The organism is Micromonospora globbae (genome assembly GCF_036184225.1).
Classification (GTDB): Bacteria; Actinomycetota; Actinomycetes; order Mycobacteriales; family Micromonosporaceae; genus Micromonospora; species Micromonospora globbae.
In genome coordinates, this window is record NZ_CP108084.1 from 5,274,122 (window position 1) to 5,287,522 (window position 13,401).

The window sequence follows — 13,401 nt, forward strand, 5'->3', positions numbered from 1 at the left end:
CCTACCGTACATCGTCGGACATCGATGTATGTCCCCGGCCGGCGGGCCACCCCGCCCGCCGACCGGTAGGCCGTGCCCGGCGAACCCGGGCCACCTCCACAAGGAGCCCTGCATGCGCATCCGTTCCCTGCTCGTCGCGATCAGCACCGCGATGATCGGCGTCGTCGGCGCCGCCTCGGGCGCCACCGCCGCCCCCGAGGGCCCGCAGCCCATCATCGGCGGCGGCACCGTCTCGTCCGCCCCGTGGGCCGCCGCGGTCTTCAGCAACGGCTCGTTCACCTGCTCCGGCAGCGTGATCGCCTCCCAGTGGGTGCTCACCGCGCGGCACTGCATCAGCGGCTCGATGTCGGTCCGGGTCGGCAGCGTCTACCGCTCCTCGGGCGGGGTCACCCGCACCGTGAGCGCCACCTACACCCGCTACGACCTGGCCCTCATGCGCCTCTCCAGCCCCGTGAGCACCTCCACCGTCACGCTGGCCAGCAGCAACCCGCCGATCGGCTCGACCAACTCGATCTACGGGTGGGGCATGACCTGCTACAGCGGCTGCTCCGCGTCCACCCAGCTCAAGACCGCGACCGTCCAGGTGACCAGCAACAGCGCCACCGACGCGTACGGCGGCCAGGCGATCCGCAGCACCCGGATCAGCGGCAACGCCTGGCGGGGCGACTCCGGCGGCCCGCAGTTCTACAACGGCCAGCAGGTGGGCGTCGCCTCGACGGCGGACGGCTACAGCATCCAGAACTACGGCAGTGTCGCGTACAACCGGGCCTGGATCACCTCCGTGGCCGGTGTCTGACGGTTGGTCCCCGAGCGGCGCGGATGACCGGCGGAGCGCCGGCCGTCCGCGCCGCGCCGTTTTTCAGCATCCGACCAGGTGAACAATGCTCACGATCAGGATGCCGGCCACCCTGACAGCATCGGAACCGTGCTGGTCGTGACGACGGACGAACTGCCCGGCTACGAGATCCGCCAGATCCTCGGCGAGGTGGTCTCATCGATGGCCAGGACGCGGAACCCCTACCGCGAGGGCGTCAAGAACCTGCGCGGTGGGGCGTACGACCCCATGGCCCCGGACAACCTCACCCGGTGGCGCACCGACTCGGTGGCCCGCCTCGGCGAGGAGGCCCGCCGGCTCGGCGCGAACGCCGTGATCGGCATGCGGTTCGACAGCCGGGACTGCGGCGAGATGTGGATGGAGATCTGCGCGTACGGCACGGCGGTGATCGTCGTACCCAAGGTGCCCGACGTCATGCCGCCCGACCAGCCGCTGGTCGCCGCGGAGACCGCGCACGAGCCGGAGATCGCCAGCGCACCGAGCGGCATCGCCGAGCCGCCCAGCGGACCCAACCTCCGCACCGCGGCCGAAACCCCCACCCGCGACTCCTAACCGCCCGCCCCACGGGCCGCCCGGTCGGCCGGGCTGGGCCGGCCGGGCCCGGCCGTCGATCACGAAGTTGTCGCCCACCGCGCCGGCGTGTCGCGGCAACAACCTCATGATCGACGCTCTGGAGCGCCCCCGGGGCCGGGGGTTACAGGATCGGGGGTGGGCTGTAGGCGGCGGCTTCGGGGTGCGCCTCGACGATCCTGGTGATGCGGCGGGTCACCGCCTGCACCTGGGCGGGGGCGGCACCCACGAAGGCCGCCCGGTCGGCCACCAGCTCGTCGATCTCGGCCCGGGTGAGGCCGAGCCGACCGTCGGCCGCCAACCGGTCGAACAGGTCGTTCTCCGGCGTGCCCTTCTCGCGCATCCCCAACGCGACGGCCACCGCGTGCTCCTTGATCACCTCGTGCGCGACCTCCCGGCCGACGCCCCGGCGCACGGCGGCCACCAGGATCTTCGTGGTGGCCAGGAACGGCAGGAAGCGCTCCAGCTCCCGGTTGATCACCGCGGGGTACGCGCCGAACTCGTCGAGCACGGTGAGGAACGTCTGGAACAGCCCGTCGGCGGCGAAGAACGCGTCCGGCAGAGCCACCCGGCGGACCACCGAGCAGGAGACGTCACCCTCGTTCCACTGGTCACCGGCCAGCTCGCCGACCATCGACAGGTAGCCACGGATGATCACGGCGAAGCCGTTCACCCGCTCGCTGGAACGGGTGTTCATCTTGTGGGGCATCGCGCTGGAGCCCACCTGACCGGGCTTGAAGCCCTCGGTGACCAGCTCCTGGCCCACCATCAGCCGGATCGTCGTGGCCAGCGAGGAGGGCCCGGCCGCGACCTGGGCCAGCGCGGAGATCACGTCGAAGTCGAGCGAGCGCGGGTAGACCTGACCGACGCTGTCCAGCACCCGTGCGAAGCCGAGGTGCTCGGCCACCCGCCGCTCCAGCTCGGCCACCTTCTCCGCGTCGCCGTCGAACAGGTCGAGCTGGTCCGCCGCGGTGCCCACCGGCCCCTTGATCCCGCGCAGCGGGTAGCGGGCGATCAGGTCCTCCAGCCGCTCGTACGCGATGAGCAGCTCCTCGGCCGCCGACGCGAAGCGCTTGCCGAGCGTGGTGGCCTGCGCCGCCACGTTGTGCGACCGGCCGGCCATCACCACGCCGGAGTACTCGTTGGCGTGCCACGCGAGCCGGACCAGCGTGGCCACCACCCGGTCCCGGATCAGCTCCAGCGAACGGCGCACCTGGAGCTGCTCGACGTTCTCCGTGAGGTCCCGCGAGGTCATCCCCTTGTGCACGTGCTCGTGCCCGGCGAGCGCGCTGAACTCCTCGATCCGGGCCTTCACGTCGTGCCGGGTGACCCGCTCCCGCGCCGCGATCGAGGCCAGGTCGACCTGGTCCACCACCCGCTCGTACGCCTCGACGACCCCGTCCGGGACCGGCACCCCGAGGTCGCGCTGCGCCCGCAGCACGGCGATCCAGAGCCGCCGCTCGAGGCGGATCTTCTCCTCCGGGGACCAGAGGGCGACCAGCTCGGGCGAGGCGTAGCGGTGAGCGAGCACGTTCGGGATCGTCGTCACGGCCCTCATTCTCCCGTACCGGTCCGGGCCCCTCCGGGCGGGCCACCGGCTCGGTATGGTGATCGTCCTGTTGGGACGACTGACGGAAATGGGAGACAGTGTCCGGACTCACTGGCAAGGTTGCCCTGGTCACCGGCGGTAGCCGCGGCATCGGCGCCGCGATCGTGCGACGGCTGGCCGCGGACGGCGCGCACGTCGCGTTCACCTATCGGGCGGCGGAGGACAGCGCCAAGGCCGTCGTCGCCGACGTCGAGTCGTACGGCCGCCGCGGTCTCGCGATCCGGGCCGACAGCGCCGACGCGGCGGAACTGGTGGGCGCGGTCGACCGGGCCGCCGACGAGCTGGGCCGGCTGGACATCCTCGTCAACAACGCCGGGGTGTTCGCCTCCGCGCCGATCGAGAAGATCGGCCTGGACTACCTGGACCGGGCCATCGCCGTGCACGTCCGGGGGGTGTTCCTGGCCACCCAGGCGGCGGTGCGGCACATGCGGGGCGGCGGGCGGATCGTGAACGTCGGCAGCAGCTTCGCCAGCCGCGTCCCGGCACCCGGGGTGAGCGCCTACGCCATGACGAAGAGCGCCGTCAACGGCCTGACCCGGGCCCTCGCCCGCGAGCTCGGCCCCCGCGGGATCACCGTCAACGTGATCCTCCCCGGTTCCACCGACACCGACATGAACCGGGCGGACAGCGCCGACGCCGACGCGCAGCGGGCGCACATCGCGCTCGGCCGGTACGGGACGCCGGAGGACGTGGCGGCGACGGTCAGCCACCTGGTGGGCGAGGGCGGCCGGCACATCACCGGCGCGTCGATCGCCATCGACGGGGGCAGCACGGTCTGACGGGCGCCGGACCGTCCGGCCCGGCCCCCGGACCGGCCTCGGCCCGGCCCAGCGCCGGACCGTTCGTCGAGCGGGGGCCCACCGGGCGCGCCGCGCTCCGGGACGAGCGCGGCGCGCGGTCGGCTCAGCGCTCCAGGATGGCCGTGACGCCCTGGCCGCCGGCGGCGCAGATCGAGATCAGGCCACGCCCGCCGCCCTTCTCCGCGAGCAGCTTGGCCAGGGTCGCCACGATCCGGCCGCCGGTCGCCGCGAACGGGTGCCCGGCCGCCAGCGAGGACCCGTTGACGTTGAGCTTGTCCCGGTCGATCGCGCCGAGCGGGCCGTCCAAGCCGAGGCGGTCCTTGCAGAACTCCGGCGACTCCCACGCGGCGAGGGTCGCCAGCACCTGCGAGGCGAACGCCTCGTGGATCTCGTAGAAGTCGAAGTCCTGGAGCGTCAGCCCGGCCCGGGCCAGCATCCGGGGCACCGCGTACGCGGGGGCCATGAGCAGCCCCTCGTCGCCGTGCACGAAGTCCACGGCGGCCGTCTCCGACCAGGTGAACCACGCGAGCACCGGCAGGCTGTGCTCGCGGGCCCACTCCTCCGACGCGAGCAGGACGGTCGACGCGCCGTCGGTGAGCGGCGACGAGTTGCCCGCCGTCATCGTCGCGTGCCCGGCGTCCGGGCCCGTGGCGCCGAAGACGGGCTTCAGCGCGCCCAGCTTCTCCAGGCTCGTGTCGGGGCGCAGGTTCTGGTCGCGGGTCAGCCCGAGGTAGGGCGTCATGAGGTCGTCGAAGAAGCCCCGGTCGTACGCGGCGGCCAGCCGCTGGTGCGAGCGGAGCGCCAGCTCGTCCTGGGAGCGCCGGTCGATGTTCCAGCGCAGGGCGGTGCGGGCCGCGTGCTCACCCATGGACAGGCCGGTACGCGGCTCCGCGTTGCGTGGGATCTCCGGCTTGAACGGCTGGAGCGGGCGCAGCTTCGCCGCGACCTTGAGCCGCTCGCCGAGGGTCCGGGCGCTGTTGAGCTTGAGCAGCGTCCGGCGCAGGTCCTCGTTGAGGGCGAGCGGGGCGTCGGAGGTGGTGTCGACCCCGCCGGCCACGCCGACGTCGATCTGCCCGAGCGCGATCTTGTTGGCGACGAGGATCGCCGCCTCCAGGCCGGTGCCGCAGGCCTGCTGCACGTCGTACGCGGGGGTGCGCGGGTCGAGCCGGGAGCCGAGCACCACCTCGCGGGTGAGGTTGAAGTCGCGGGAGTGCTTGAGCACCGCCCCGGCGACGACCTCGCCGAGCCGCTGGCCGGCCAGCCCGTACCGCGCCACGAGCCCGTCGAGGGCCGCGCCGAGCATGTCGGCGTTCGACGCGCTCGCGTAGCGCGAGTTGGAGCGGGCGAAGGGGATGCGGTTGCCGCCGATGACCGCCACCCGCCGGATGCTCTGCACGATCCGCCTCCTCGAGAGTGTTGCCCGTACCCTACTCGCCAGTAGGCTACGCCTATGACCGACAGGTACGCGAGCTTCGTCCAATCGGCGGCCGGCCGCGCGCTGGTCAAGCGCCTCGGGCTTCCCGACCCACCACGGCTGCGCCGCCACCAGCCCGGCGACCCGCTCCTCCCCGCCCCCGCCCTGGTCGGCGCGGCCACCGGCGGCCGGCTCGCCGAGCCGGTCGGCAAGATCCTCACCGCCGCGGGGGTCGAGCTGGCCGACCCGGCCGCCACCACCACCGCAGCCGCGCGTTTCGGCGCCCTGGTGTACGACGCGACGGGCATCACCGACTCCACCGGCCTGCGCCAGCTCTACGACTTCTTCCACCCGCACGCCCGCTCGCTGGTGCCCAGCGGACGGGTCGTCGTGCTCGGCACCCCGCCCGCCGAGTGCGACTCGCCCCGGGAGGCCACCGCCCAGCGGGCCCTGGAGGGGCTGACCCGCAGCATCGGCAAGGAGTTCGGCCGGGGCGTCACCGCCCAACTCGTGTACGTCACGCGCGACGGCGACGCCGGCACCCTCACCAGCCTCGACGCCACCCTCCGGTTCCTCCTCTCCGGGCGCTCGGCGTACGTCTCCGGTCAGGTGATCCGGGTCGGGACGGGCCCGGCCACCGCGCCGGCCGACTGGGACCGCCCGCTGGACGGGCAGGTCGTGCTGGTCACCGGGGCGGCGCGGGGCATCGGCGCGGCGCTGGCCCGGGTGCTCGCCCGCGACGGCGCGCAGGTGGTCGCGCTGGACGTGCCGGCCGCCGGTGACGCGCTCGCCGCCGTGGCGAACGAGATCGGCGGCACCGCCGTCCAGCTCGACCTGACCGCGCCGGACGCCCCGACCCGGCTCGCCGACCACCTCGCCGGCCGGCACGGCCGGGTCGACGTGGTGGTGCACAACGCCGGCATCACCCGGGACAAGACGCTCGGCCGGATGGACGCCGACCGCTGGGACCAGGTGATCGACGTCAACCTCTCCAGCCAGGAGCGCATCAACGACGTGCTGCTGGAGCGGGAGCTGATCCCGGCCGGCGGACGGCTCGTCTCGGTCTCCTCGATCGCCGGGATCGCCGGCAACCGCGGCCAGACCAACTACGCCACCAGCAAGGCGGGCGTGATCGGGCTGGTCGACTCGCTCGCCCCGGTGCTCCGCGAGCGCGGGATCAGCCTCAACGCGGTGGCCCCCGGCTTCATCGAGACCCGGCTGACCGCCCGGATCCCGCTGGTGGTCCGCGAGGCGGGACGCCGGATGAACAGCATGGCCCAGGGCGGCCTGCCGGTGGACGTGGCCGAGACGATCGGCTGGCTGGCCTGGCCGGCCAGCGCGGCACTCACCGGCAACGTGGTCCGGGTCTGCGGCCAGAGCCTGCTGGGGGCGTGATGAGCGGGGACGCCACCGCCGACGGCCGGACCACCGTCGAACTGCCCCGGATGCCGGCGGCCGGGGCGCTCTACCGGCGTGCGGTGCTCGGCACGCTCCCCGGCGCCGGTGCGCGTCGGGCGCCCGAACCGCCCCCGGTCCGGCTGGTCGTCACCGGGGTGCCGGTCGACCTCGACCACCTCGCCGACTACGACCGGGTCTGCGGGTTCCGCCTCGCCGACCGGCTGCCGGCCACGTACCCGCACGTGATGGGCTTCCCGCTGGCGCTGCGGCTGATGACCGCCCCGGAGTTCCCGGTGCCGGTCACCGGCGTGGTGCACGTCGCGAACCGGATCACCGTGCGCCGGCCGGTCCACACCGGCGAACGGCTGGACTTCGCGGCGTACGCCGAGAACCTGCGGCCGCACGACCGCGGCCGGCAGCTCGACGTCGTACTCGTCGGGTCGGTCGCCGGGGAGGAGGTCTGGCGGGGCGTCTCCACGTACCTCAGCCGGGAGCGACGCGGCGGCGGCGGTGAGCGGCGCGACCGGGCCGCGACCCCGCCCACGGCCGCCTCGGCCACCTGGCGGCTGACCCCGAGGATCGGCACCGAGTACGCCCGGGTCTCCGGCGACCACAATCCCATCCACACGTCCCGCCTCGGGGCGCGGCTGTTCGGCTTCCCGCGCCCGATCGCGCACGGCATGTGGAGCAAGGCACGCTGCCTCGCCGCGCTGGAGAACCGGCTGCCGGACGCGTTCACCGTGTCGGTGGCGTTCAAGCTGCCGGTGCCCCTGCCCACGACGGTGGCCTTCGGCGCCACCCCGACCGAGGAGGGATGGGACTTCACGCTGCACGGCGCCCGCTCCGGACGCCCCCACCTCACCGGCTCGGTGGGCTGAGCGGACTTTCCCCGAAGCGGCCCCCACGGTCGACTCGCCCCCGAGCATGAGGGCATGGACGCCGTGCTCGACCTGCTACGGGAGACGGTCACCTCGCCGTGGGTGTACCTGATCCTCGTGGCCGTCACCGCGGTCGACGCGTTCTTCCCGGCCGTGCCGAGCGAGGCGGCCGTGATCACGGCGGCCGTGCTGTCGGCCTCCGCCGGGCATCCCCACATCGTCGGCGTGATCGCGTCCGCGGCGGCCGGCGCGTTGATCGGCGACCACATCTCGTACGCCATCGGGCGTGGCGGCGGATCGCGGCGCCTGACCCGGCTACCGGAGCGGAGCCGCCGGCGGGCGGGGTCGGAGTGGGCGCGCCGGGCGATCGACCGCCGGGGCGGGGTCATCCTCACCATCTCCCGGTACATCCCCGGCGGGCGCACGGCGGTCACCCTCACCATGGGAGCGGTGCGGTACCCGCGCCGCTCGTTCCTGCTCTTCGACGCGGTCGCGGCGGTCACCTGGGGGCTCTACTGCGCGCTGCTCGGCTACTTCGGCGGCCTGGCGTTCGAGCGCGACCCGATCAAGGGGGTGGTGGCGGGCCTGGGCCTGTCGATCGGGGTCACGCTCGCCCTGGAGGGGTTCCGCGCGCTGCGCCGCCGCGCCCACCGCCGGGCCGCCGCCCGCCGGTGACCCGACGGGCGGGACGGCGGCCGGGTGCGGCGCTCACGGCAGGTCGGCGTCGTGCACGAGGATCGCCACCTGTACGCGGTTGGTGAGCCCGAGCTTGGCCAGCGCCCGGCTCACGTGCGCCTTCACGGTGGCCTCGCTCATCGTCAGCCGCCGGGCGATCTCCGCGTTCGCGTGCCCGCGCGCCACCTCCCGCACGATCGCCAGTTCCCGCTCGGTGAGCGGGTCGAGCCGCCGGCGGGCCGCCTCGCGGCGGGCCGGCCCCCGCTCGGCGAAGGAGTCGATGAGGCGTCGGGTCACCGTGGGAGCGAGCATCGCGTTGCCGGCCGCCACGGTGCGCACCGCGGCGGCCAGGTCCCGGGGCGGGGTGTCCTTGAGCAGGAAGCCCACGGCACCGGCGCGCAGCGCATGGTGCACGTACTCGTCGAGGTCGAACGTGGTCAGCATGACGACCTTCGGCCCGGCGGCCACCACCCTCGGCGCGGCCGTCAACCCGTCGGTCCCCGGCATCCGCACGTCGAGCAGCACCACGTCGGGTCGGAGCCGCTCCGCCTCGGCCAGCGCCTCCGCGCCGTCGGCCGCCTCGCCGACCACCGTGATGTCCGGCGCCGCCTCCAGGATCATCCGCAGGCCGGAGCGCACCAGCTGCTCGTCGTCGACGACCAGGACGCGGATCATGCCGGGTCCGCCACGGGGATCAACGCCCGGACCTCGAAGCCGCCGTCCACCGGCCCCGCCTCCAACCGGCCGCCGAGCAGCTCGACCCGCTCACGCAGGCCGAGCAGGCCCAGCCCGGCGCCGGGCAGTCCCGGTCCCGCCGCGGCCAGGTCCGGCCCGGTCCCGCTCGGGTCCGCCCCCGCTCCCGGCAGGTCCGCACCGGCCGCCGGGGGCCCGTTCCGCACCGCCACCTCCACGCCGTCCGGCACGTACCGCAGGCGGACGGTGGTCTCGGCCCGCGGCGCGTGCTTGCGTACGTTGGTCAACGCCTCCCGCACCACACGCGGGACGGTACGCGCGACGGTCGCCGGCAGCGGACGCGGTGCGCCCTCGGTCCACCACGTCACCGGAAGCCCGGCCGCCCGCGACTCGCCCACCAGCTCGTTCACCTCGGCGAGCGGGTCGCCCTCGGATTCCCGGACGGCGACCGGCGTCCTCTGCCGCAGCACTCCCAGCACCTCCCGCAGGTCGGTGAGGGCCTGCCGGCCGGTGGACCGGATGAGGGCGGCCGTCTCGACGGCGGCCGGGTCGGTGGCGGTGACCTCCAGCGCGCCGGCCTGCACCACCATGAGCGACACCCGGTGCGCGACCACGTCGTGCATCTCCCGGGCGATCCGCGCCCGCTCCTCGGCGCGCACCCGCTCCGCCCGCTCCTCCTGCTCCCGCTCCAGCCGTTCGGCCCGGTCCCGCAGGGCCGCCAGCACGTCCCGGCGGGACCGGACCAGGAGCCCGGCGAGCAGCGGGAAGAGCACCAGCCACGCGGCCATGGCCGCCGCGTTCGCCGGCGTGGCGGTGGTGATCCGCCGTGGGCCTCCGGCGGCCAGCCCGACCAGCACCCCGGCCGCCATGACGAGCGCCGCGCCGGCGAGGTACGCGGCCAGCCGGCGCCGGTCCCGCAGCCGCAGGCCGGCCTGGTACGAGGCGACCACGCCGGCCGGCCACGCGGCCAGCAGCAGCCACCCGACGGCCGCGGCGACGAACAACGGCCACCGGCGGGACCGGACCACCCAGGCCGCCCCGCCCGACGCCAGGGCGAGGACGAGCACCAGGCCGACGGGCAGCGGCGTACGGACCCCGATCGCGCCCGTGCCGGACGCCTGGACGGCGAGGGCCACGACCACGGCGAGCACGGGTGGCGCGTACCGGTCGACGACCCGCCGGAGCACGACGGCGCTGGAGGCCACGGGTCGAGCCTAGGATCTGCCCGGCGGCACGCACAGGGTCGAGCCCGCGGACCCGGGTCACGTGGGGGACGTCCCCGACCCCCGCTCCGGGGCAGGATCTACTTAAGTGGTGCCCCCGGGCTGACCGACGGCCGATGGCGACGGCGGTCGCCGCCGGAAGCATCGGGATCATGGATCTGCTCGACCTGCTGCACCAGACCATGTCCTCACCCTGGGTCTACCTGGCGATCTTCGCGATCGCGGTGGTCGACGGGTTCTTTCCGGTGGTGCCCAGCGAGACCGCCGTCATCACCGCCGGCGTGTTCGCCGCCTCGGGCGCGCCGTACCTGCCGGCCGTGATCGTGGTCGCCGCGGCGGGTGCGCTGATCGGCGACCACGTGTCGTACGCCCTGGGACGCGGCGGTGGCGCGCGGCTGCTCGACCGGCTCCCGGCCGGCGGACGGCGGCGCGCCGGGGTCGAGTGGGCCCGGCGCGGCATCGCGGTCCGGGGCGGCCTGATCCTCACCGTCGCCCGCTACATCCCCGGCGGCCGGACGGCCGTCACCCTCACCATGGGTGCCGTCGCCTACCCGCGCCGCCGCTTCCTGGCCTTCGACGCGCTCGCGGCCGCCTCGTGGGGGCTCTACTCCGCGCTCGTCGGCTACCTGGGCGGGCTCGCCTTCGAACAGGACCCGCTGCGGGGCCTGCTGCTCGGGCTGGGCCTCGCGCTGACGGTGACCGTCGTGGTCGAGGGGGTACGCGCGCTCCGGCACGCCCGCGCGCGGCGACGCCCGCCCGCGCCGGTCACGGCCGACAGCGCCGGCGGGCGTTGACGGTGCCCCTGCTCACCGCTGCGGCGGTTGCCAGGTCACGCCGCGCAGCAGTTGGCCGGCGCCGAGCCACGCGACGTTCATCATCCGGGTGGCGGTCCGCTCCGGGTCCGCCTCCGGGTGGTCGGCGAGCCAGTCGGCCAGCGACTCGCTGGCGCCGACCAGGGCGTACGCCACCACCTCCAGCTCGGTGCCGGCGACCTCGCGCCCCTCGGCGCGCAACGCGTGGTCGAGCATGCCGGCGACCACCTCGACGAGCCGGGCCCGCATGGTGGCGAGCTCACCGGCGAACGGCTGCTCGCCCCGGGCCTGCCGGTAGAGCACCGCCCAGCCGTCGCGGTGCGCCCCCACGAACCCGAAGAACGCGCGCAGCCCCCGCCAGAGCCGCTCGTCGGCCGGCAGCTCGGGGGCCGCGGCGGCCGCGATGGCCTGCATCATCCGGGTGCCCTCCCGGTGCAGGCAGGCGACGAAGAGTTCCTCCTTGGTGCCCAGGTACGCGTAGACCATCGGCTTGGAGATGCCCGCGTCCTCGGCGATCTCGTCCATGCTGGCCGCGTGGTAGCCCCGCCGGGAGAAGACCCGCACGGCCGCGTCGAGCATCTGCTGTTCGCGTACTGCCCGGGGCAGGCGCTTGAAGGTGGATCCGCTGGACACCTTGCGAGCATACCTACTCGTGCGTAAGGTTACGCCAGAGTAACCAAATTGGCGCGCCCGGAAGGTGTTCCCCTGATGACTGACTTCGACCCGGCCAACTTCGCCAACGTGAGCCCCAAGGAGTTCGCTCAGCTGGTCAAGTCCACCCCGGACGACAAGATCGCCGAGGTGATGTCCGGCGACCTCCGCGGCAAGGTCCTCAGCGAGGTCTTCGGCCGGATGCCGTCGCTGTTCCGGGCCGACCGCGCCGGCTCCACCAACGCCGTCATCCACTGGACGATCACGGGCCGGCCCGACGGCGGCAGCGACACCTACGAGGTGGTCGTCGAGAACGGCACCTGCACCGTCTCGGAGACGCCGCAGCGCGACCCGAAGCTGACCCTCACCATGGGCCCGGTCGAGTTCCTCAAGATCGTGTCCGGTGGGGCGAACCCCGTCATGATGTTCATGACCGGCAAGCTGAAGGCCAAGGGCGACCTGGGCCTCGCCGCCAACATCGCCAACCTGTTCGACATCCCCAAGGCCTGACATGCCCGAGTTCTCGCTCGACCTGTCCGAGGAACAGCGGGATCTCCGCGACTGGGTGCACGGCTTCGCCGCCGACGTCGTGCGCCCGGCCGCGGCCGAGTGGGACGCCCGGGAGGAGACTCCCTGGCCGCTCATCCAGGAGGCGGCGAAGGTCGGCCTCTACGGCTTCGAGTTCCTCGCCACCTGCTGGGCCGACCCCACCGGACTCTCGCTGCCGATCGCCAACGAGGAGCTCTTCTGGGGCGACGCGGGCATCGGCCTCAGCATCTTCGGCACCTCGCTCGCGGTGGCCGCCATCTACGGCGCCGGTGAGCCCGACCAGCTCGTCGAGTGGGTGCCCCAGTGCTTCGGTTCGATCGACGAGCCGGCCGTGGCCGCGTTCTGCACCACCGAACCGGAGGCCGGCTCCGACGTCGGCGCCATGCGCACCCGGGCCGTCTACGACGAGGCCACCGACGAGTGGGTGCTCAACGGCCAGAAGGCGTACGCCACCAACGGCGGGATCGCCGCCGTGCACGTGGTCACCGCCTCGGTCGACCCGGAGCTGGGCTCGCGCGGGCAGGCCGCGTTCGTCGTACCGCCCGGGACACCGGGGCTCACCGCGACCCGCAAGCTGCGCAAGCTGGGCCTGCGCGCCTCGCACACCGCCGACGTCTTCCTCGACGACGTACGGGTGCCGGGGCGGTGCCTCCTCGGGGGCAAGGAGGCCCTCGACGAGCGGCTGGCCCGCGCCCGCTCCGGGCAGCGCGCCTCCGGGCAGGCGGCCATGCGCACCTTCGAACTGTCCCGGCCGACCGTCGGGGCGCAGGCGCTCGGCGTGGCGCGCGCCGCCTACGAGTACGCGCTGGACTACGCGAAGGAGCGGGTCCAGTTCGGACGCCCCATCATCGAGAACCAGGCCGTCGCGTTCGCGCTGGCCGACATGAAGATGGAGATCGACGCGGCCCGGCTGCTCGTGTGGCGCGCCTCCTGGATGGGCCGCAACAACCGGCCGTTCGCGGCCGGCGAGGGCTCGATGTCCAAGCTGAAGGCCGGCGAGGTGGCCGTCTCGGTCACCGAGAAGGCCGTGCAGCTGCTCGGCGGTGCCGGGTTCCTGCGCGACCACCCGGTCGAGCGCTGGTACCGCGACGCGAAGATCTACACCATCTTCGAGGGCACGTCCGAGATCCAGCGCCTGGTCATCTCGCGCGCGATCTCCGGGATGCAGATCCGCTGACGGACGGCAGAGCCGGCGACGTCGACCCGGCGCGACTCTCCGGGCCGACGTCGCCCCGCCGGTCTCCCACCGTGCCGTCCTCGTCACGTCGCAGCGCCGCCGAACGGGGCGGACGTG

General features: G+C 74.1%; 13 protein-coding genes and 1 pseudogene. 9 read left to right on the plus strand and 5 right to left on the minus strand.

From position 1 onward, the window contains the following. Positions 1 to 112: 112 nt before the first annotated feature. A complete protein-coding gene (locus tag OG994_RS23840; RefSeq protein ID WP_328851036.1) occupies positions 113 to 796 on the plus strand; it encodes a S1 family peptidase in 684 nt (227 codons plus the stop codon). 23 nt (positions 797 to 819) lie between these two features. Further along, positions 820 to 1,387 (plus strand): annotated as a pseudogene (locus OG994_RS23845) (YbjQ family protein). A gap of 142 nt (positions 1,388 to 1,529) precedes the next feature. On the opposite strand, the gene purB reads toward OG994_RS23845, so the two are convergent. Beyond that, positions 1,530 to 2,954 carry an adenylosuccinate lyase gene (gene purB, locus OG994_RS23850; protein ID WP_120328162.1) on the minus strand — a complete coding sequence of 475 codons (1,425 nt, stop codon included), beginning with the start codon at positions 2,952 to 2,954 and terminating at the stop codon, positions 1,530 to 1,532. Between the two features lie 98 nt (positions 2,955 to 3,052). On the opposite strand from purB, the gene OG994_RS23855 reads away from it, so the two are divergent. Then, positions 3,053 to 3,793: an SDR family NAD(P)-dependent oxidoreductase gene (locus tag OG994_RS23855; RefSeq protein ID WP_120328163.1), complete on the plus strand. Its 741-nt coding sequence runs from the start codon at positions 3,053 to 3,055 to the stop codon at positions 3,791 to 3,793. 124 nt (positions 3,794 to 3,917) lie between these two features. Here the strand turns inward: OG994_RS23855 and OG994_RS23860 are convergent, their stop codons facing one another. Beyond that, entirely contained in the window at positions 3,918 to 5,210 is a 1,293-nt protein-coding gene (locus OG994_RS23860) for an acetyl-CoA C-acetyltransferase (RefSeq protein WP_120328164.1), read from the minus strand. A gap of 54 nt (positions 5,211 to 5,264) precedes the next feature. Here OG994_RS23860 and OG994_RS23865 point away from each other — a divergent pair, with 54 nt between their 5' ends. From OG994_RS23865 to OG994_RS23875, 3 genes are read left to right on the plus strand one after another with little or no spacing between them, the layout of a single operon-like run. Next, positions 5,265 to 6,623 carry a 3-oxoacyl-ACP reductase gene (locus OG994_RS23865; RefSeq protein WP_328851037.1) on the plus strand — a complete coding sequence of 453 codons (1,359 nt, stop codon included), beginning with the start codon at positions 5,265 to 5,267 and terminating at the stop codon, positions 6,621 to 6,623. Then, positions 6,623 to 7,504 (plus strand): MaoC/PaaZ C-terminal domain-containing protein, encoded by an 882-nt coding sequence (locus OG994_RS23870; RefSeq protein WP_328851038.1) that lies wholly within the window; start codon positions 6,623 to 6,625, stop codon positions 7,502 to 7,504. Before OG994_RS23865 ends, OG994_RS23870 begins: the two co-directional genes overlap by 1 nt. 54 nt (positions 7,505 to 7,558) lie before the next feature. Continuing rightward, positions 7,559 to 8,179: a DedA family protein gene (locus OG994_RS23875; protein WP_328851039.1), complete on the plus strand. Its 621-nt coding sequence runs from the start codon at positions 7,559 to 7,561 to the stop codon at positions 8,177 to 8,179. 33 nt (positions 8,180 to 8,212) lie between these two features. Here the strand turns inward: OG994_RS23875 and OG994_RS23880 are convergent, their stop codons facing one another. Then, positions 8,213 to 8,854, minus strand: a complete 642-nt coding sequence (locus OG994_RS23880; protein ID WP_328851040.1) for a response regulator transcription factor — start codon at positions 8,852 to 8,854, stop codon at positions 8,213 to 8,215. Then, positions 8,851 to 10,077 (minus strand): sensor histidine kinase, encoded by a 1,227-nt coding sequence (locus tag OG994_RS23885; protein WP_328851041.1) that lies wholly within the window; start codon positions 10,075 to 10,077, stop codon positions 8,851 to 8,853. The genes OG994_RS23880 and OG994_RS23885 overlap by 4 nt, the downstream gene beginning before the upstream one ends. Positions 10,078 to 10,244: 167 nt before the next feature. Between OG994_RS23885 and OG994_RS23890 the strand changes: the two genes are divergently transcribed. Continuing rightward, the gene (locus tag OG994_RS23890; RefSeq protein WP_328853779.1) at positions 10,245 to 10,889 is read left to right on the plus strand and encodes a DedA family protein; all 645 of its coding nucleotides are present in this window, start codon (positions 10,245 to 10,247) and stop codon (positions 10,887 to 10,889) included. Positions 10,890 to 10,901: 12 nt separating this feature from the next. Here the strand turns inward: OG994_RS23890 and OG994_RS23895 are convergent, their stop codons facing one another. Beyond that, positions 10,902 to 11,540 carry a TetR/AcrR family transcriptional regulator gene (locus tag OG994_RS23895; protein ID WP_120328169.1) on the minus strand — a complete coding sequence of 213 codons (639 nt, stop codon included), beginning with the start codon at positions 11,538 to 11,540 and terminating at the stop codon, positions 10,902 to 10,904. A gap of 75 nt (positions 11,541 to 11,615) precedes the next feature. Between OG994_RS23895 and OG994_RS23900 the strand changes: the two genes are divergently transcribed. Next, the gene (locus OG994_RS23900) at positions 11,616 to 12,068 is read left to right on the plus strand and encodes an SCP2 sterol-binding domain-containing protein (RefSeq protein WP_120328170.1); all 453 of its coding nucleotides are present in this window, start codon (positions 11,616 to 11,618) and stop codon (positions 12,066 to 12,068) included. Position 12,069: 1 nt separating this feature from the next. Further along, positions 12,070 to 13,284: an acyl-CoA dehydrogenase family protein gene (locus OG994_RS23905; RefSeq protein WP_120328171.1), complete on the plus strand. Its 1,215-nt coding sequence runs from the start codon at positions 12,070 to 12,072 to the stop codon at positions 13,282 to 13,284. Positions 13,285 to 13,401: the final 117 nt, after the last annotated feature.

Bases quoted from the DNA above. Each gene is read 5' to 3' on its own strand.
- OG994_RS23880 (WP_328851040.1), bottom strand. From the start codon at position 8,854: ATGATCCGCGTCCTGGTCGTCGACGACGAGCAGCTGGTGCGCTCCGGC.
- OG994_RS23900 (WP_120328170.1), top strand. From the start codon at position 11,616: ATGACTGACTTCGACCCGGCCAACTTCGCCAACGTGAGCCCCAAGGAG.
- OG994_RS23870 (WP_328851038.1), top strand. From the start codon at position 6,623: ATGAGCGGGGACGCCACCGCCGACGGCCGGACCACCGTCGAACTGCCC.
- OG994_RS23875 (WP_328851039.1), top strand. From the start codon at position 7,559: ATGGACGCCGTGCTCGACCTGCTACGGGAGACGGTCACCTCGCCGTGG.
- OG994_RS23840 (WP_328851036.1), top strand. From the start codon at position 113: ATGCGCATCCGTTCCCTGCTCGTCGCGATCAGCACCGCGATGATCGGC.
- OG994_RS23905 (WP_120328171.1), top strand. From the start codon at position 12,070: ATGCCCGAGTTCTCGCTCGACCTGTCCGAGGAACAGCGGGATCTCCGC.
- OG994_RS23865 (WP_328851037.1), top strand. From the start codon at position 5,265: ATGACCGACAGGTACGCGAGCTTCGTCCAATCGGCGGCCGGCCGCGCG.